This is a genomic window from Streptomyces sp. NPDC002499, assembly GCF_053595415.1.
The window spans coordinates 207,743-224,595 of record NZ_JBSFXO010000006.1; the positions used below are offsets into that span (position 1 = coordinate 207,743).

The 16,853-nt window shown below is 71.0% G+C and carries 15 protein-coding genes and 1 pseudogene; 7 read left to right on the forward strand and 9 right to left on the reverse strand.

Annotation, left to right across the window (positions count from 1 at the left end):
• Positions 1-18: 18 nt before the first annotated feature.
• A complete protein-coding gene (locus tag ACWD5F_RS18125) occupies positions 19-666 on the forward strand; it encodes an Lrp/AsnC family transcriptional regulator (protein WP_451255405.1) in 648 nt (215 codons plus the stop codon).
• Positions 667-716: 50 nt separating this feature from the next.
• Here the strand turns inward: ACWD5F_RS18125 and ACWD5F_RS18130 are convergent, their stop codons facing one another.
• Positions 717-2,981 (reverse strand): MMPL family transporter, encoded by a 2,265-nt coding sequence (locus tag ACWD5F_RS18130; RefSeq protein ID WP_451255407.1) that lies wholly within the window; start codon positions 2,979-2,981, stop codon positions 717-719.
• Between the two features lie 124 nt (positions 2,982-3,105).
• Between ACWD5F_RS18130 and ACWD5F_RS18135 the strand changes: the two genes are divergently transcribed.
• Positions 3,106-3,708 carry a TetR/AcrR family transcriptional regulator gene (locus ACWD5F_RS18135; protein WP_451255409.1) on the forward strand — a complete coding sequence of 201 codons (603 nt, stop codon included), beginning with the start codon at positions 3,106-3,108 and terminating at the stop codon, positions 3,706-3,708.
• Positions 3,709-3,988: 280 nt separating this feature from the next.
• Here ACWD5F_RS18135 and ACWD5F_RS18140 read toward each other — a convergent pair whose 3' ends face one another.
• The 4 genes from ACWD5F_RS18140 to ACWD5F_RS18155 all read right to left on the reverse strand — a co-directional run bounded on the left by ACWD5F_RS18140 (position 3,989) and on the right by ACWD5F_RS18155 (position 7,016).
• On the reverse strand, positions 3,989-4,819 hold the full coding sequence (locus ACWD5F_RS18140) for an alpha/beta fold hydrolase (RefSeq protein WP_451255411.1): 831 nt from the start codon (positions 4,817-4,819) through the stop codon (positions 3,989-3,991).
• Between the two features lie 252 nt (positions 4,820-5,071).
• On the reverse strand, positions 5,072-5,731 hold the full coding sequence (locus ACWD5F_RS18145) for a hypothetical protein (protein ID WP_451255413.1): 660 nt from the start codon (positions 5,729-5,731) through the stop codon (positions 5,072-5,074).
• A complete protein-coding gene (locus ACWD5F_RS18150) occupies positions 5,728-6,300 on the reverse strand; it encodes an RNA polymerase sigma factor (RefSeq protein ID WP_451255973.1) in 573 nt (190 codons plus the stop codon). The genes ACWD5F_RS18145 and ACWD5F_RS18150 overlap by 4 nt, the downstream gene beginning before the upstream one ends.
• 62 nt (positions 6,301-6,362) lie before the next feature.
• On the reverse strand, positions 6,363-7,016 hold the full coding sequence (locus tag ACWD5F_RS18155) for a TetR/AcrR family transcriptional regulator (protein ID WP_451255415.1): 654 nt from the start codon (positions 7,014-7,016) through the stop codon (positions 6,363-6,365).
• A 128-nt stretch (positions 7,017-7,144) separates the two neighbouring features.
• On the opposite strand from ACWD5F_RS18155, the gene ACWD5F_RS18160 reads away from it, so the two are divergent.
• Positions 7,145-9,406: an MMPL family transporter gene (locus ACWD5F_RS18160; RefSeq protein WP_451255417.1), complete on the forward strand. Its 2,262-nt coding sequence runs from the start codon at positions 7,145-7,147 to the stop codon at positions 9,404-9,406.
• A 96-nt stretch (positions 9,407-9,502) separates the two neighbouring features.
• Here the strand turns inward: ACWD5F_RS18160 and ACWD5F_RS18165 are convergent, their stop codons facing one another.
• Both ACWD5F_RS18165 and ACWD5F_RS18170 read right to left on the reverse strand, forming a co-directional pair.
• Positions 9,503-10,387 carry an urea carboxylase-associated family protein gene (locus tag ACWD5F_RS18165; protein WP_451255419.1) on the reverse strand — a complete coding sequence of 295 codons (885 nt, stop codon included), beginning with the start codon at positions 10,385-10,387 and terminating at the stop codon, positions 9,503-9,505.
• Positions 10,384-11,094, reverse strand: a complete 711-nt coding sequence (locus ACWD5F_RS18170) for a GntR family transcriptional regulator (protein ID WP_401719551.1) — start codon at positions 11,092-11,094, stop codon at positions 10,384-10,386. The genes ACWD5F_RS18165 and ACWD5F_RS18170 overlap by 4 nt, the downstream gene beginning before the upstream one ends.
• Before the next feature lie 182 nt (positions 11,095-11,276).
• Between ACWD5F_RS18170 and ACWD5F_RS18175 the strand changes: the two genes are divergently transcribed.
• The 3 genes and pseudogenes from ACWD5F_RS18175 to ACWD5F_RS18185 all read left to right on the forward strand — a co-directional run bounded on the left by ACWD5F_RS18175 (position 11,277) and on the right by ACWD5F_RS18185 (position 13,628).
• The gene (locus tag ACWD5F_RS18175) at positions 11,277-12,095 is read left to right on the forward strand and encodes an ABC transporter substrate-binding protein (RefSeq protein WP_451255421.1); all 819 of its coding nucleotides are present in this window, start codon (positions 11,277-11,279) and stop codon (positions 12,093-12,095) included.
• Between the two features lie 6 nt (positions 12,096-12,101).
• Positions 12,102-12,755: pseudogene (locus ACWD5F_RS18180) on the forward strand (amino acid ABC transporter permease); the annotation flags it as partial.
• A 90-nt stretch (positions 12,756-12,845) separates the two neighbouring features.
• Positions 12,846-13,628 carry an amino acid ABC transporter ATP-binding protein gene (locus ACWD5F_RS18185; protein ID WP_451255975.1) on the forward strand — a complete coding sequence of 261 codons (783 nt, stop codon included), beginning with the start codon at positions 12,846-12,848 and terminating at the stop codon, positions 13,626-13,628.
• Positions 13,629-13,704: 76 nt separating this feature from the next.
• On the opposite strand, the gene ACWD5F_RS18190 is transcribed toward ACWD5F_RS18185, so the two are convergent.
• The gene (locus ACWD5F_RS18190) at positions 13,705-14,457 is read right to left on the reverse strand and encodes a DUF4232 domain-containing protein (protein ID WP_451255423.1); all 753 of its coding nucleotides are present in this window, start codon (positions 14,455-14,457) and stop codon (positions 13,705-13,707) included.
• Positions 14,458-14,671: 214 nt separating this feature from the next.
• Between ACWD5F_RS18190 and ACWD5F_RS18195 the strand changes: the two genes are divergently transcribed.
• Positions 14,672-15,973 (forward strand): helix-turn-helix domain-containing protein, encoded by a 1,302-nt coding sequence (locus ACWD5F_RS18195; protein WP_451255425.1) that lies wholly within the window; start codon positions 14,672-14,674, stop codon positions 15,971-15,973.
• A 214-nt stretch (positions 15,974-16,187) separates the two neighbouring features.
• On the opposite strand, the gene ACWD5F_RS18200 is transcribed toward ACWD5F_RS18195, so the two are convergent.
• Positions 16,188-16,712, reverse strand: a complete 525-nt coding sequence (locus ACWD5F_RS18200; protein WP_451255427.1) for a hypothetical protein — start codon at positions 16,710-16,712, stop codon at positions 16,188-16,190.
• Positions 16,713-16,853: the final 141 nt, after the last annotated feature.

Sequence of the window (16,853 nt, forward strand, 5' to 3'; positions counted from 1 at the left end):
TGACGGAGAGGCGCGAACATGGAAGATCTGTCGACCCCGGAGACCCCGGGCGAACGCCGATCTGGACGGATCGGCATCGGTCTTGCCCTGGATTCGGTGCATTTCAAGATCCTCGACGTCCTGCGTTCCCAGGGACGTATTTCCGTCGCCGCCCTCGCGGAGCGTGTCGGCGTCTCCCGCGCGAACGCCTACACCCGCCTCGAAGCCCTCCGCGCCGACGGCGTGATCAACGGCTTCAGCGCCCGCGTCGACCACACCCGGGTCGGTCTGGAGATCTGCGCGCTGATCTTCGTCACGGTCCGCCAGGAGCTGTGGAAACAGTTCCGCACCGCGCTGGCCCAGATGCCGGAGGTGGAGTACTGCGCCGTCACCACCGGCCAGCACGACGCCATGATCCAGATCCGGGTGGCCGACGTCTCCGCCGTCCACCGCCTGGTCACCGACCGGCTCTCCACCATTCCCGCGGTCCGCGCGACGGAGACGGTGATCATCCTCGACGAGGTGCTGCGCCGGCCCTACGTCCTGCCGGCCGAGCCCCGCTCCCCCGAGTCCGCCGGCGTGACCTCCCAGGACGCCCCCGGTACGAGCCAGTTCGGCATGACCCGCTTCATCCGGGCGGCCGAGGGGCGGGCGGACCTGCAAAGGGCGTCCGAGCCGGAGGAGTGACTCCGGCTCGGACGCCCGTACCGCCTGATCAGTTCTTGATCAGTCATTGATCAGTTCTTGTCGGCCCCCACGGGCTCGGGGTCGGCCGGAGCCGCCGTCCGCTTCGCCGCCTGCCCGGTCGTGGTGCGCGGGGGCAGGGAGTCGCCCTCGATGTCGACGTTCGGGACGGCGCGGTCCAGCCACTTGGGCAGGGCCCAGGCGTGCCGGCCGAGCAGGCTCAGCACCGCCGGGACGATCGTGAGGCGGACCACGAAGGCGTCGATGAGGACGCCGATGGTCAGCGCGAAGCCGATCGTCTTGACGGTCGGGTCGTGGTTGAAGATGAAGCCGCCGAAGACGGCCGCCATGATGAGCGCCGCCGCGGTGACGACCCGGCCGCTGCGCTCCACGCCGTGCTCGACCGCGGCCCGCGCGTCCCGGTGGTGGTGGAAGTGCTCCCGCATCCGGCTGACCAGGAACACCTCGTAGTCCATCGCGAGGCCGAACAGGACGCCGATCAGCAGGACCGGCACGAAGCACGCGATCGGCGCCGCCGCCGCGACCTGGAACAGTCCGGTGAGATGGCCGTCCTGGAAGACCCACACGACCGCGCCGACGCTGGCCGCGATCGACAGCAGGAAGCCGAGAACGGCCTTGAGGGGCACCAGGATCGAGCGGAAGGCCAGCATCAGCAGGAGCAGCGCGAGCACCACGATGATCGTGACGAACAGCGGCAGCGCGGAGGCCAGCTTCGCCGACACGTCGATCCCGGCGGCGGTCGCGCCGGCGACGTAGGCCGTGCCGCCCGCGTCGGTCACCGGGGTCACCGCGTCGTCGCGCAGCCGGTGCACGAGGTCGGTGGTCTTCTGGTCGTCGGGTCCGGTTTTCGGCACGACGCCGATCACGGTGATCGCGCCGTCCGGGGTGGCGTTGGGCGGGGCCACGGTCGCGATGTCCGGGTCCTTGCCGACGGTGTCGGCGACCTGCTCGACGACCTTGTCGCGCTGCCCGGCCGGTACGTGCGTGCCGTCCACGACGACCACGAGGGTCGCGTTGAAGCCGGGGCCGAAGCCCTTGGTGAGGAGTTCGTAGCTCTTGTGCTGGGTGCTGGCGGTGGGCTGGGTCTCGTTGCTGGGCAGTCCGAGGCGCAGTCCGGTGGCGGGCAGGGCGAGGGCGAGCAGCCCGAGGACGCTCACGACCAGGACCGGAATGGGGAAGCGCGTCATGAGACGGCCCCAGGCCAGACCCCAGGAACCGGGCTTGCGCGCAAGGGAGTTGCTCTTGTCGGCGCCCTTGTCAGCTCCCTTGTCGCCGCTCTTGCCGGCGCTCTTGGGTCGCATCCGCTCGCCGAGGAAGCCCAGCAGAGCCGGTACGAGGGTCAGGGCGACCAGGACCGCGAGGAGTACGGTCCCGGCGGCGGCCAGGCCCATCACGGTGAGGAAGGGGATGCCGGTCGTGGCGAGCGCGGCCAGCGCGACGATGACCGTGACGCCCGCGAAGGTCACGGCGCTGCCCGCGGTCCCGGTGGCGCGGCCGATCGAGTCGGACACGTCCTGCTCGGGATCGGCGAGCTGTTCGCGGTGGCGGGAGACGATGAACAGGGCGTAGTCGATGCCGACCGCCAGGCCGATCATCAGGGCGAGGACGGTCGCGGTGCTCGTCATCTGGATGTACCGGGACAGGAACTGGACGGTCATCACGCCGACCCCGACGCCGACGAGGGCGGTCACCAGGGGCAGTCCGGCCGCCACGAGGGAGCTGAGCGCGAGCGCGAGCACCACGAAGGCCACGACCACGCCGACCACCTCGGCGGGGCCGCCGACCTCGGCCGGCGGGGTGGACACGGTGCCGCCCAGTTCGACGTCCAGGCCGGCCTTCCTGGCCGGGTCGAGGGCGTCGTCGAGCCGGTCCTTGGCGGACTGGGGCACGCTGTTCGCGGGCTTGCCGAACAGGGCGTCGGCGTAGCCGATGGTGCCGTCCCGGGACACGGCTCCGGTCTTGGCGGGGTCGGTGACGTTGATGACCCCGGGCACCGCGGCGACCTCCTTGAGGGTCGCGGCGATGGCCCGGCGCTCCTTCGCGTCGCCGAGCTTCGCGCCCTCGGGTGCGGCGAACACGACCCGGGCCGTGCCGCCGGCCGCCTGCGGGAACTTCGCCTTCAGCAGGTCCTGGGCCTGCTGGGACTCGACCCCCGGCACCGAGAACTCGGTCGTCACCTTTCCGCCGAGGGTGGTGCCCAGACCGGCGGCCACGGCGAGGAGCAGCACCCACACCGCGAGCACCCGGCCCCGGCGGCGCGCCGCCCAACGTCCCAGCGCGTACAAGCGTTTCGCCACGGCAGGTCTCTTTCGTTCCGGGGTTCGACAGCTGCCGATCCCGTCGGTCCAGCACGATTTTTACAGCGTAATGCATGTTTACCATGGGCAGTAAAAATGCGGTCCGCCGGGTATGCTGGGCCCCATGGACAGGGTTGCGACGGGGGACGGCCTGCGGGAACGCGGCAAGGCCAGACGACGGGCCGCGATCGTCCAGGCGGCCTTCGAGCTGTTCGCCGCGCAGGGCTACGACGACACGACGATCGCGGAGATCGCCGGGGCGGCCGAGGTGTCCCCGCGCACGGTGACCCTGTACTTCCGCTCCAAGCAGGACATCGCCTTCGCGTCCTTCGACGCCACGGCGCTGCACCTGACCGACACACTGCGCACGCGGGCCTCCGGCGAGACCGTCGTGCACGCCCTGGAGGGCTGGCTGCGCGAGGAGATGGCCTGCCACGACGGGACCGACGAGCTCGAACGGCGCATGTTCGAGGTCAACCCGGAACTGCGCGCGGTGCGCACCGCGCGGATGACGGCGGCCATCGAGGAAGGCGCCCGCATGATCGCCGAGGACACCGGTCAGTCCCCGGACGGGATCGGCCCCCGTCTCGCGGCCGCCGCGGCCGCCGCCCTGGTCACCGAGATCTTCGCCCAGCCCGAGGGACCCGCCCGCGACCAGGCGATCAGTGCGGCGATGACCTTCCTCAGCGGGGGCATCGCGGCGGTGACGGCGAGCGCGCGGGGCTGACCCGGGGCGGTCGGCGACGGCACGTTCCCGTACTCAGGCCTGCGCGGAACCGCCGTCGGCTCCCGTCCCGTCGTCCCCCACCAGTCGTTCGTCGGCCAGTTCCTCACGCCGGCCACAGCGGCCAGGGTCACTTCGGTGGTGCTCGTCGCGCTCGGCATCAGGAGCGCGACGACCTAGACCGCTTCACGCGCCCGCACCGGGGCGGCGCCCCGTCCGTCACACGGAGGGGGCGCCGCCAGGGCTGCTGCTGTCAGGACTTCTACTGTCAGGACTTCTACTGTCAGGACTTCAGGAACGCCAGGATGTCGGGGTTGAGAACCTCCGGGTGGGTGGACAGCATCCCGTGCGGGTAACCCTCGTAGCTCTTGAGCGTGCCGTTCTTCAGGAGCGCGACCGTCAGCGGCGCGGAGTCGTCGTACGGGACGACCTGGTCGTCGGTTCCGTGGGCGACCAGGACCGGGACGTCGATCTGCTGGAGGTCCTGGGTGAAGTCGGTCTCGGAGAACGCCTTGACGCATTCGTAGTGCGCGTTGGCGGCGCCCATCATGCCCTGCCGCCACCAGTTGTCGATCAGCCCCTGCGAGACGTTCGCGCCAGGCCGGTTGAAGCCGTAGAACGGGCCCGAGGGTACGTCGATGAAGAACTGCGAACGGTTGCCGGCGACCCCCTCGCGGAAGCCGTCGAAGACCTCCAGGGACAGGCCGCCCGGATTGGACTCCGACTTGAGCATGACCGGCGGTACGGCGCCCACCAGCACCGCCTTCGCGACCCGGCCGGGCTCGGCGCGGGCGACGTAGCGCGCGACCTCGCCGCCGCCGGTGGAGTGGCCGATGTGACACGCGTCCCGCAGGTCGAGCGCGGCCGCGAGGGCGATCACGTCGGCGGCGTAGGTGTCCATGTCGTGGCCGGTGGCGGTCTGGCTCGACCGCCCGTGCCCGCGGCGGTCGTGGGCGACGACCCGATAGCCGTGCGCCAGGAAGAACAACATCTGGTTGTCCCAGTCGTCGGCGCTCAGTGGCCATCCGTGATGGAAGACGACCGGCTGGGCGTCGCGTGGACCCCAGTCCTTGTAGAAGATGGTGGTGCCGTCGTCGGTGGTGACTGTACCCATACCTGATCCTCCGCTCGCCCGTTCGTGCCCCGGGCTGCTCGGGGGTGCGCGGGGCACGCGGGACCGACGAATTGACGCCTTGAGGCGCGGTCCGGATGTACCTCGAACACACTACGCCGGGGCCTTTGCGGGCACACCTCAAAGCCGCACGCAGCCCGGCCGTCCGCTGCCGCAATCGCTCACAGGACGTGCACGGCGCATGGGAGCACCTCGCGGCGTCCCTCCCCGGCGCCTGGAGCGGTCCGCGTGCGGCTACTTACCGAACGCCTGGCGGAACTCGGTGACGGTCTCGGGCGAGGCCCAGTTCGCGCCGCACATCGGGACCACGCCGTCCTTGGCGGCCACGACGTACTGCTCGCCCTTCGAGAACGTCAGGTGCTCCACGTCCTGCGGGCCGTTGTCGAGGACGACCGTCTCCGCGTCACCGCCCTTGAGCCAGTGGTCGGCACGGAAGGTGACCGTGGCGCCCTTGACGGAGGTGACCGTTCCGATGAAGAGGGTCGGGTACGTGCGCAGGATGTCGGGGGTGGGTTCCACGCACTTGCCTGCGATACCGCCCGCCGCGGCGCTGAGCGTCAGACCGGGGGCGGTCTTGGCCGAGTGACCGGGGACGTTGCCGTTGCCGCCGCCGTTTCCGCTGTTCGCCATGATTCCTCCGGTGATGCCGCCGCCGAGCAGGAGCAGACCGGCGGCCGCGAGCCCGAGGAGCTGACGGCGTCCCCGTCCCGCACGGGTCCGCACAGGGTGAGTGGTGGTGCCGGCGCTGTCGCCGGAGATGTTCGTCGCCGACCTGAGCGCGGTGTCGGTGTTCACAGTGGTCTCCACAAGACGAGTGATGTCGGGCAGCGGAGCCTGGGGTGTCAGCGCCGGGTCCGCGGCCTTCATCCGGGCCAGCAGTTCGTCGTCGTTCACTGACTGCTCCTTCCTTCATCTGTCCTGTGTCCGGACCGATCCGTATCCTTTCGCCCCAACTGCGCGGCGAGTTTCTTCTTCGCCCGGTGCAGCCGGATGCTGACCGCGTTGGACGTCATCCCGGTGACGTCCGCGATCTGCCGCGGCGCGAGCCCCTCCCACGCCCACAGCTGAAGCACCTCGCGGTCCAGCGTCGCGAGGGTGTCGAGCGCGGCGTGCAGGTCGCTGTGATCGGTGTCCCCGGCCGGCGGCCGCGCCTCCTGCGTCCGGATCAGCCGCTCCATCAGCCGGAGCCGACGCCCGTCCGCACGGCGGGCGTTGGACAGACATCCCCGTGCCACGCCGTAGCACCACGGCAGTACGTCATCGGGCTCGGGCACGGAATCCGTCCCGGCGCCGGGCACGTCGTCGATACGACGCCACAGCACCAGCATCGTCTCCGCGAGGATGTCGTCGACCAGGTCGGGGCGCGCCCGCCGCAGCAGATAGCGGTGCAGCGGTGCCGCCACCACGTGCGCCAGTCCTTCGAAGCGCGCTCGCTGCTTCCGGCGCGCCTCCTCTTCCGTCATGGATTCCACGAACCGTCCTGTCCGGCAGCGGCCGTTTCCTTTCAGCGCCGCTGCGACTCGGCTCAGCGCCGCAACAATGCGGTCAGTTCGGCCTCGTAGAACAGCGCGGGGTCGAAGCCCATGCCGGTGAAGTGGCCGGCCAGCTCCAGGGACAGGATGCCGTGCAGGCGGGTCCAGAAGGTCAGGGCCCGGTGGAGCACGGCGGGCGGGGCGGGGTGGTCGCCGGCCCAGTCGCGGTGGTCGGCGAGGTGGGCGTCGAGCGGAGCGTCCGGCGAAGTCGCCGGTGCCTCGGGCGAGTTGAGCGCGTCCAGCAGATGCCCCATGATCTCCGCGGCGATCGCGGTGATGTCGTCGGGCGCGTGATACCCGGGCACCGGAGTCCCGTAGACGAGGAAGTACCGCTGCGGATCGGCCAGCGCCCACTCCCGCAGCGCGTGCCCGAGCCCCACCGCGTCCGCGCCCGCGGCCCGCGCCTGGCCCACCCCGTCGGCGAGGCTCCGGTACGCGTCCCTGACCAGCTCGGTGATCAGCTCGTCGCGGTTGGCGAAGTACCGGTACAGGGCGGGTCCGGTCATGCCCATGTGCTTGGCGATCGCGTTGAGGGAGAGCGCCGAGGCGCCCGCCGTGGCGATCTGCTGCCAGGCCCGCTCCTTGACCTCCGCCCGCACCTGGGCGCGGTAGCGCTCACGCGGTGTCGTCGTCCCTGCTCCGGCCATGCGACCTGCCCTCCCTCGTCCCCGCATTGTTTCGTTAGAGGCTATCACGAAGGTTATTGACACTCCCTCCGTCGGTGCGTTACAACTTCTAACGAACCCGAGAGCGAATAACTATCGAGGAGAACGCCGTGTTTGAACGCTTGGCCGACCTGGCGATACGCCGGTCCCGACTGGTCCTCGTCGTCGCCGTCGTGGCCGTGGCTCTCATGGGCGTGCTGGGTGCCGGCGCCTTCGGCAAGCTGCTCGGCGGCGGCTTCGACGACCCCGCCTCGCAGTCCACCAAGGCCGCGAAGGTCATCGACGACAAGTTCGGCGGGGAGACCAACCTGGTCCTGCTGGTCCGGGCCGACGAGGGCCGCGTCGACGCCCCCGACGCCACCCGCGGCGGCCGGAGCCTGGTGGCCGACCTGAAGAAGGAGAAGACGCTCACCAACGTCGTCTCCTACTGGGACACCGACAGCCCCGCCCTGCTCTCCCGGGACGGCCGCGAGGCGATGGTGCTGGCCCATGTGACCGGCACGGAGACGGAGCGCAAGGAGAACGCGACGAAGATCCTCGACGCCTACACCGGCGACGCCGACCGGGGCACGCTCACGGTCGAGGCCGGTGGCGGCGCCGCCGTGAACAGCGAACTGTCCGAGCAGGTCGTCGACGACCTCGTGCTGGCCGAGTCCATCGCCATCCCGCTGACCCTCGTACTGCTGCTGTTCGTCTTCGGCAGTGTGGTCGCCGCGCTGCTGCCGCTGGCCATCGCGATCATCGCCGTGGTCGGCTCCTTCGCCCAGCTCTTCCTGCTCGGCAGCGTCACCAGCGTCGCCGACACCGCGACCAACCTGACCACCGCGCTGGGTCTGGGCCTCGGCATCGACTACGCGCTCCTGATGGTCAGCCGGTTCCGTGAGCAGCTCGCGGCAGGCACGAGCGTCGAGGACGCGGTACGGCGCACGGTGGCCACCGCCGGCCGGACCGTCGCGTTCTCCGCGGCGACCGTCGCGGCCGCACTCGCCGCGCTCCTGGTCTTCCCCCAGTACTTCCTGCGCTCCTTCGGCTTCGCCGGGGTCGGGGTCGTCGCCATCGCCGCCCTCAGCACCCTGTTCGTGATGCCGTCCCTGCTGTACGTCCTCGGCCACCGGGTCAACAGCGGCCGGCTGCCGTGGGCGAAGTCCGCACGGACCGCGCAGACCGGCCGGTCCGGCTCCCGGGCGCCGCTGTGGGGCCGCCTCGCCCGCACCGTCATGCGGCGGCCCGCGCTCACCGCGCTCCCCGTCCTCGCCGTCCTGCTGGTCGCCGCGAGCCCGCTCCTCGGCATCACCTTCGGCACCCCGGACGAGCGCGTCCTGCCCAAGGACACCACCAGCCGCCAGGTCTCCACGGCACTGCGGGAGAACTTCGACGGCAGCGAGGCCTCGGCCCTCAACATCGTCATCGACCAGCCCGTGAGCAAGGCCCCGCTGGAGTCGTACGCCACCGAACTGTCCGGCCTCGAGGGCGTCGTCCGGGTCGAGACCAGCACCGGAACCTACGCCGGCGGACAGTCCGCGGCGGCCGGCCCCGCGAGCCCCGCCCTCGGCCGGCCCGACGCGCAGCGCCTCAGCGTGGTCAGCTCCCTGACCCCGAAGTCGGACGCGGCCCAGAACCTGGTCGAGCAGGTGCGGGCCCTGACCCCGCCCGCCGGCACCCACCCCCTGGTGGGCGGCACCGACGCCGTACTGGTCGACTCCAAGGACTCCATCGGCGGCCGGCTCCCGATCGCCATCGCCCTGATCGCCCTGACCACCTTCGTCCTGCTCTTCCTCTTCACCGGCAGCGTCGTGCAGCCACTGCGCGCCCTGCTCCTCAACGGTGTCAGCCTGGCCGCCACCCTCGGCGTGATGACCTGGATCTTCCAGGACGGCAACCTCTCCTCCCTGCTCGGCTTCACGGCCCAGCCGATGGAGATGTCGATGACGGTCCTGATGTTCTGCATCGCCTTCGGACTGTCCATGGACTACGAGGTGTTCGTCACCAGCCGGATCAAGGAACTGCACGACCAGGGCGCCGACAACGAGACCGCCGTCGCCGACGGCCTCGGCCACACCGGACGCATCGTCAGCGCGGCGGCCTTCCTGCTCGCGGTGAGCTTCTTCGCCTTCGGCACCGCCAAGATCAGCTTCATGCAGATGTTCGGCCTGGGCAGCGGCCTGGCCGTCCTCATCGACGCCCTCGCCGTCCGCGGTGTCCTCGTCCCCGCCGCGATGCGCCTCCTGGGCCGCTCGGCCTGGTACGCCCCCGGCTTCCTCCGCCGCTTCCACAACCGCTTCGGCCTCAGCGAGGGCGGCCCGGAACACGCGCCCGCCACCGGATCCGCCCCCGCGACAACGCCGTACGTGAAGGACACGACGGAGGTCTGACGCCGGCGCCTACTCCCTTGACACCGCTTCGGGCCCGCCTCCGCACCACGGAGGCGGGCCCGGCGGGCGGTCCGGCCCACCCGGTTCGTCCTGGCGTCAGCCGCCGTCGACGAATTCGGGCCGCCGCATGCCGTGCAGGTTGCGATAGGCGGCCCTGGCGGGCGGGACCCAGCCGTCCAGCAGGGCGGCGTCGGGGCGGAGGACCTCGATGCCGAGGGGGTGGCAGACATCCAGCGGGTCACGGGCGTCCGGGCCCCACAGCGGGACGGACAGGTCGCCGCCCGGGCAGGTGGACAGGGCGCACAGCAGGTCGGTCTCCGCGAAGAACTCGAAGTGGTCGCCGACGCGGGCCGGACAGTCCTTCATGAAGTACTGGTCGTCGTCATTGAGGCCCGTGCACTGGAAGACGTTGAGCACGTCGTGCACGTCGAACTCGGTGAGTCCGTACGGCAGTACGGCCCGGACCAGGTTCGAGTGACAGTGGAAGTCGAAGTCCTCGCCGGTGAGCATCCGGTTGACGTACGGATCGCAGCGGGTGCCCAACAGGTCGTGCACGCGCCCGCCGTCGCCGTCCACGCCGTACTCCGCGAGCGTGTCGGCGGTGACCGTGAGCAGGGGCCGCAGAAAGGGAAGAGTGGACCAGACGCGGTCGTAGGTGGAGAGGTGCGCGCGCTGCAACTGGCGGGTGCGGGCGGCCCACATGCGCTCGCGCGGGTCGTGCAGGTTCCACACGTTCAGATCGCCGACCTGCGGGCCCTCGACGGTGACGATCCGGCACAGATGGCCCTGCGGGACGGTCCAGGCGCGGCCGGAGCGGATCGGGATCTCGAAGGAGTCCACGAGCTCGTGGCGCACCCCGGCGAACCGGTCGTAGAAGGCGCGGTCGACGTCGAGGGCGCCGCCCTGGGTGGCCTGGTAGGCGGCCGCGGCCTTGGACGCCGTAGGTGCCACGGTCGTCGCGGATTCCGTGCGGGAGGTCATCGCTTGCCTTTCGCTGCCGTGGTCGTACGGCCGTTGGCCGTACGGGAGTTGGCGCGTACGGCGTCCAGCACCGTCCGCTCGGAGTCGTCGAGGTAGAGCCGCAGCGCGGCCGTGGCGTCCATGCGCCGGCCGCCGCGGATCAGGTCGCAGATCTCGCGGTCGCGGGCCACCCACGGCGCCTGGAACGCGCCCTGGTCCGCCATCACCGCGAAGGCCAGGCGGAGTTGGGCGATCGTCACCCGGAAGAAGCCGTCGAGGCGTGCGCTGCCCAGCAGGGCGACCAGCGACTGGTGGAAGCGCAGGGACGCGGTGCCGACCTTGTCCCAGGCCTCGACGTCGACGGCGAGTTCGGCGGCGGCGACCTTGGCCTCCATCGCGTCGAGCAGCGGCTCCGGGGCGAGCGGGCTCGCGTCCACGGCACTGAGTTCGAGCGTGCGGCGGGCGACGTAGATGTCCGTCACGTCCTCGGCGGACAGGGTCTTCACCGCGGTGCCCTTGTGCAGTTGCTGCACCACCAGGCCCTCGTCGTGCAGGGTGCGCAGAGCCTCCCGCAGGGTGTTGCGGGACACCCCGAGCTCGGCGGAGAGTGCGACGTCGCGCAGCGGGGTGCCGGGCAGGAGCTCGCCCTCGACGATGCGTTCGCGCAGCACGTCGGTCACCAGGACGGGCCGTCCTGCGGCCGCCGCCGCGCCGTTCAGAGTCGACATGCCCCCACCCTAGCGCACGATCTGTTGAACAAAACAGGGGCCATGAGCAGCCACGCACGCAGGCCACCTGTCCTGCTTCCGGGGAAATTCCGACCTTTTACTTGACTGAAACACCAAGGCGTCACCATCATCAGCAGCCAGATTGTTCAACAGTTTCAGTTCCCCGGTCGAGAGGCCTCCTCATGCGCGTGACCCTCCTCCGCTCCCTCACCGCCGGCTTGCTCCTCGCCCTGTGCGGCTGTTCCAGCGGTTCCTCCTCGGACAGCTCGGGCAACTCGGGCACGATGACCGCCGGCACCCTGACCGTGGGATCGGACCTGACCTATCCGCCGTACGCCTATCTCGACGGCAAGACCCCGGCGGGCTTCGACCCGGACATCTCACGCGCCCTGGCGAAGGCGGCGGGGCTGAAGCCGACGTTCGTGGACACGCGGTTCGAGCAGCTGATCGCCGGGCTCGGGACCGGCCACTTCGACGTGATCGCGTCCGACCTCTACATCACCGACGCGCGCAGGAAGCAGGTCGACTTCGTCCCGTACTTCACCACCGGCAACTCCATCGTGGTGCGGTCTTCGGGCGGCTACCGGCCGACCGTGGTCACCGACCTGTGCGGGAAGTCCGTCGCGGTCATCAAGGGCGGTCAGATCGTCGAGAAGCTGCGCGGCGAGGCCGGCACCGAGTGCAAGGACAAGGGCGAAAAGGCCGTCGACGTAAGAGAGTTCGGGACCGATCCCGAGGGCACCCAGGCGCTGCTGTCCGGCCAGGTCGACGCCCAGGTCACCGACGGTGCCGTGGCCAAGGCGGCCGCCGACAGGACGAGCGGCCGGCTCACCATCTCCTCCACGTCCCTGATCTATCCCGTCCAGTCGGGCCTCGCGGTCAAGCGCGGCGACACCGCCCTCAAGAAGACCCTCACCACCGCGCTCGACAAGCTCAAGCAGGACGGCACCTACGCCGAGCTGCTGAAGAAGTACAACCTCGGCCAGGCCGAAGGGAGTTGACGGACGATGGGCAGCTTCGACTGGAACTACACCATCGGTCTGTTCGCCGATGCCGACCTGTGGCGGGCGGCGCTGCTCGTCGTCGAACTCGCCGTCTCCGCCTGGGTGATCTCCACCGCCCTCGGCCTGCTCGTGGCCCTCGCCCAGCAGTCCCGGCTGCGTCCGCTGCGGCTGCTCGCCGGCGCGTACGTCTGGTTCTTCCGCAGTCTGCCGCTGCTGGTCCTGCTGATCTTCGTCTACAACTCCCCGCAGCTCTTCCCGGACTTGAGGCCCCTGCTCGCCAGCCCCTTCGCCGCCGGCCTGGTCGCGCTCGTGCTCAGCGAGACCGCGTACATCGCCGAGATCCACCGCGGCGGCCTGCTCGCCGTGGGCAAGGATCAGGGCGAGGCGGCACAGGCGCTCGGCATCCCTTACGCGGGAGTCCAGCGCCATGTCGTCGTGCCGCAGGCCTTCCGCGTCGCCCTCCCCGCGCTGGGCAACGAGTTCATCAGCATCCTCAAGCTGACCTCCCTGGTCAGCTCCATCTCCCTGGCCGAACTCCTCCTGGTCGGCCAGCGCCTCTACACCCAGAACTTCCTGGTCCTGGAGACGCTGCTGGCCGTAGCGGTCTACTACGTCCTGCTCGTCACCCTCTTCGACCGGCTCCGCGCCCTGCTCGAACGCCGCCTGGACGTGCGTAAGCGCCGCACGAAGACGGCGGTCGACGGCATCCCGGAGACCGGGGTCGGGGTCGGGGTCGGGGCCGAGGCCCTGGCCGCACCGAGGCGGACCCGCCCCCGCACCCCGCACGAGGGCGAGGCGGTCGTACGCGCCCGGGGTCTGCGCAAGTCCTTCGGCGCGGTGTCCGTCCTGAACGGGGTGGACCTCGATGTGCACCGCGGCGAGGTGGTGGCCGTCATCGGCCCTTCCGGCTCCGGCAAGACCACCCTCGTCCGCACCCTCAACCACCTCGAACAGCCCGACCACGGCAGCGTGGAGATCGACGGGCGGCCGATGGGCGGCCGGGACCGCGAACTCGCCGCGCAGCGCCGCCGGGTGGGCATGGTCTTCCAGCGGTTCAACCTCTTCCCGCACCGGACCGCGCTGCAGAACATCACCCTCGCCCCGCTCCAGCAGCGGCTCCACGCCGGCCGGGCGGCCGCCGAGGACCGGGCGCGGGACCTGCTCCGCAAGGTCGGCATGGACGCCCACGCGCACAAGTACCCGCACCAGTTGTCGGGCGGCCAGCAGCAACGGGTGGCCATCGCCCGCGCGTTGGCGATGGACCCCAGCGTGCTCCTTTTCGACGAACCGACCTCCGCCCTCGACCCCGAACTCGTGGGCGAGGTCCTGTCGGTGATGGGCGAACTCGCCGCCGACGGCACGACGATGGTCGTCGTCACGCACGAGATGCGCTTCGCCCGCGAGGTCGCGGACTGGGTGGTCTTCATGGACCAGGGCCGCGTTCTGGTCCAGGGGCCGCCCGAGGAGGTCTTCGACAACTCCGGGGAACCGCGCCTGGAACGGTTCTTCGCCGCGATCGGCTCCGCGTGACGCCTGGCACCGCGGAGCGTCCACGACGTGCACGAACCGCCGGTGACCCGGTGGGGGTCACCGGCAGCCGCCGCAGTCACCAGTTCAGGGCGTCCGCCATGTCCGCCTGCCAGTACGTGACCTTGATCGAGTCGTCGATGTAGACGCCCTTCGAGGGCAGCGACGGGTGGGCGGCGGCGGTCGCGTCCGTGTTGAAGTACACCGCCAGGGACTTGGCCGTGTAGCCGTTGGAGCCGCTGCCGTCCGCCGCCGACAGCAGGACGCTCGCGTAACCCGACTCGCCGGGGGCCAGCGTGACCACGGCCTGCGGCTGGGAGTCCTTGATGACCGGCGGGACGGACTGGGCGTCCTGGAACTGGACGGCCGGGTAGTAGACGAGGTCGCAGTTCTTCGAACCGGTGTTGGTGACGCTGAGCAGCAGGTGGTTCAGCGGGCGGGAGACCGCCGTGGCCGTCGTCCGCGTGGCGGAGGGGGAGCAGGGCTTGAGCCGGGCGCCCGAGTCGTCCGAGCCGCCGCCGGTCGAGGTCTTGGCGCCGGTGGACCCCGACGAGCCCGAGGTGCCGGACGTGCCGGACTTGCCGTTCGAACCCGTCGTACCGCCCGTCGAGTCCTTCGCGGCCGGGTCGGCCTTGCCTGCTCCCGAGTCCGTTCCTCCGCTCGCCTTGGACGGGGACGCGTCGGATGCCGCGGGCGCGGAGGTGGACGTGGACACGTCGGCCGCGCCCTCGTCCTTGGTGCCCGTGCCGTCGTTGCAGGCCGTCAGGGTCAGGGTGGCGACCGCGATCGCGGCGGCGGCGAGCAGACGGGTGCGGTCGGTACGAGTGGACATGTGATCCCCTGTTTGCGGTACGGGTCTGTGGCGCAGGCCGCTCGACCGGGTGCCGGGAGCGGCGTGCTTGGATGACCAGAGCTTGTGGCGTGATCCGTCCCGGCCGCCACAACCGCCGGGAGATCCGGAACGCTGGAACGCCTGGAACGCTCTGACCTGCGGGAACAGCCTCCGCCTGGAATGACGGGCCGGAACGTGGAGAGAGGGAGGAACGGTGACGGGGGACGACTTCCCGGCGCTGCTCGGCCGGTTGAAGGAGCGGTCCGGGCTCAGTTACGGAGTGCTCGGGAAGCGGCTGCACATGAGCGCGTCCACGCTGCATCGGTACGTCAACGGGGACGCCGTACCGACCGACTACGCACCCGTGGAGCGGCTCGCCCGGCTGTGCAGGGCGACCCCCGAGGAACTGGTGGAGCTGCACCGGCAGTGGATCCTCGCGGACGCCCGCCGGGGACAGAAGCCGAGCGAGACGGCTCCCGCCACGCAGGACGCTCCCGCTGAGGAAGCTCCCGATGAGGTGGCTCCCAGTGAGGCAGCTGCCGGCGAGGAAGCTCCCGCAGACGTTCCCGACGTCCGGCGCGTCCCCCCGGAGGACCCCCGTCCCCCCGGCCGCCGTCGCCGTACCGTCGTCCTCGCCGGTGCCGCCGTGGTCGCCGCCGTCGTCGCGGCCGCGCTCGTGGTGAACCTCGTGCCCGGCGGCGGCAAGGACGACCGGAGCGGGAAGCAGCCGGTGGGGGCCGCCGCCGCCTCCGAGTCCGCGACCGACCGTCCCGGAACCACGAAGCCGACCGGCGCGAAGAGCACGTCGCCCTCGCCGTCCGCCTCCCACAGCGGCGGTCCCACTCCTTCCGTCTCGGCCTCCCGCAGCGGCGGGGCGGTGGGCGGCGGCACCGAGGACGGGGCCACCGCGCCGACCGTCTCGGTCAACCCGTACAAGTGGGAGGACCAGTGCAGCCAGCACTACCTGGTCGACCAGAAGGCCGACCAGGTGCCTCCGCCGCCGTCCGAGCCGGACGCGCGCGGCTGGGTCAAGGCGCTCGGCGGGATCGCCGCCGGGGAGCAGATGCTCGCGCTGACCGTGCAGGGCACCGGGAAGGCCACGGTCGTCCTGGAGGCGCTGCATGTGCGGGTGGTGGACAAGAGCGCCCCGCTCGCCTGGAACGACTTCGCGATGGGCGACGGGTGCGGTGGCGGTGTGCGCACGACGGCGTTCGGGGTGAACCTCGACGCCGGGCGGCCCGCGCTCGCGCCCAGGGCCGGGCAGCGCGACTTCCCGTACAAGGTGAGCGAGTCGGACCCCGAGGTCTTCTACGTCTTCGCCGACGCGCGGACGTACAACGTGAGTTGGTACCTGGAGCTGGAGTGGTCCAGCGGCGACCGGAGCGGTGTGGTCCGCGTCGACGACAAGGGCAACCCCTTCCGGACGAGCGGGCATGTGGGGCGGCCGGCGTACATCTATCCGCTCGGTGGCTCCGAGTGGACCCGACACCCTTACGATCCCGACGTCCCCGGCTGATCCGGTCCCGCCCGAGTGAATCCTGGTGCTGCTTCGGCACAGGCCAGGGCGTACGGCCAGATCGCGGCGCCGACCTCGCGCCCGGCGCCGAAGATCACCCCGCACCCCTGGAGGTGCTTCGCCCAGCCGCTGCGCCTGACGCACGAGGCGCGGCCGCGGGGGCGCGTGGCCACGGCCGGTCGACCGACACCCCGGCGAGCCGCACCTGGGTGAGCTACACCTGGGTGACCCGCCCGGCGATCCCCTTCTCGATGGTGACCTCGACGGTCAGGTTGCCGTCCTTGGCGACCGCGTCCAGTTCGTCGGCGGTGCACTTCTCCGCCGACTGGCTCTCGGGGTCGCCGCAGATGTCGCCGCCCCGGATCTCCGTGTCCGTGGCCACGTAGAAGGGACGCCCGTCCACCTCCAGCTTCCCCGGCGCCAGGAAGGTCAGCCTGCCGGTGACCGTGCCGTCGACGCGGTTGTCGGAACTGGCGCCCGTGCCGCCGGAGGGGGCGGAGGTGGCGGACGGGTCGGAGGTAGGGGCGGAGGAAGGGACCGAGGAGGAGCCGGTGGAGGGGTCTTCGGTGGGGCTGGAGGGCGGGTCCTCGGCGGAGCCGGACGAGCTGGAGACGTCACTCGGGCTGGACTCGGCGGCGGGGGAGCCGGAGTCGCACGCCGTGAGGAACAGACCGGCGGCGGCCAGCAGACCGACGGCGGCGAGGGTACGGGAGCGGGTGCGAGTACGGCGGAGAGACATGTCGGGGTGCCCTTTCGGCGTGGGGTCGTCGTGCGGCTCACCCTGTGAAATGCCGTACGTGGCAAGGCGGTTCACCGGCGCCGGGCGCTGTTGCACGGTCGAGGTGAACCGCCGGTTTCTGTTACAGAAGATCGACACCCG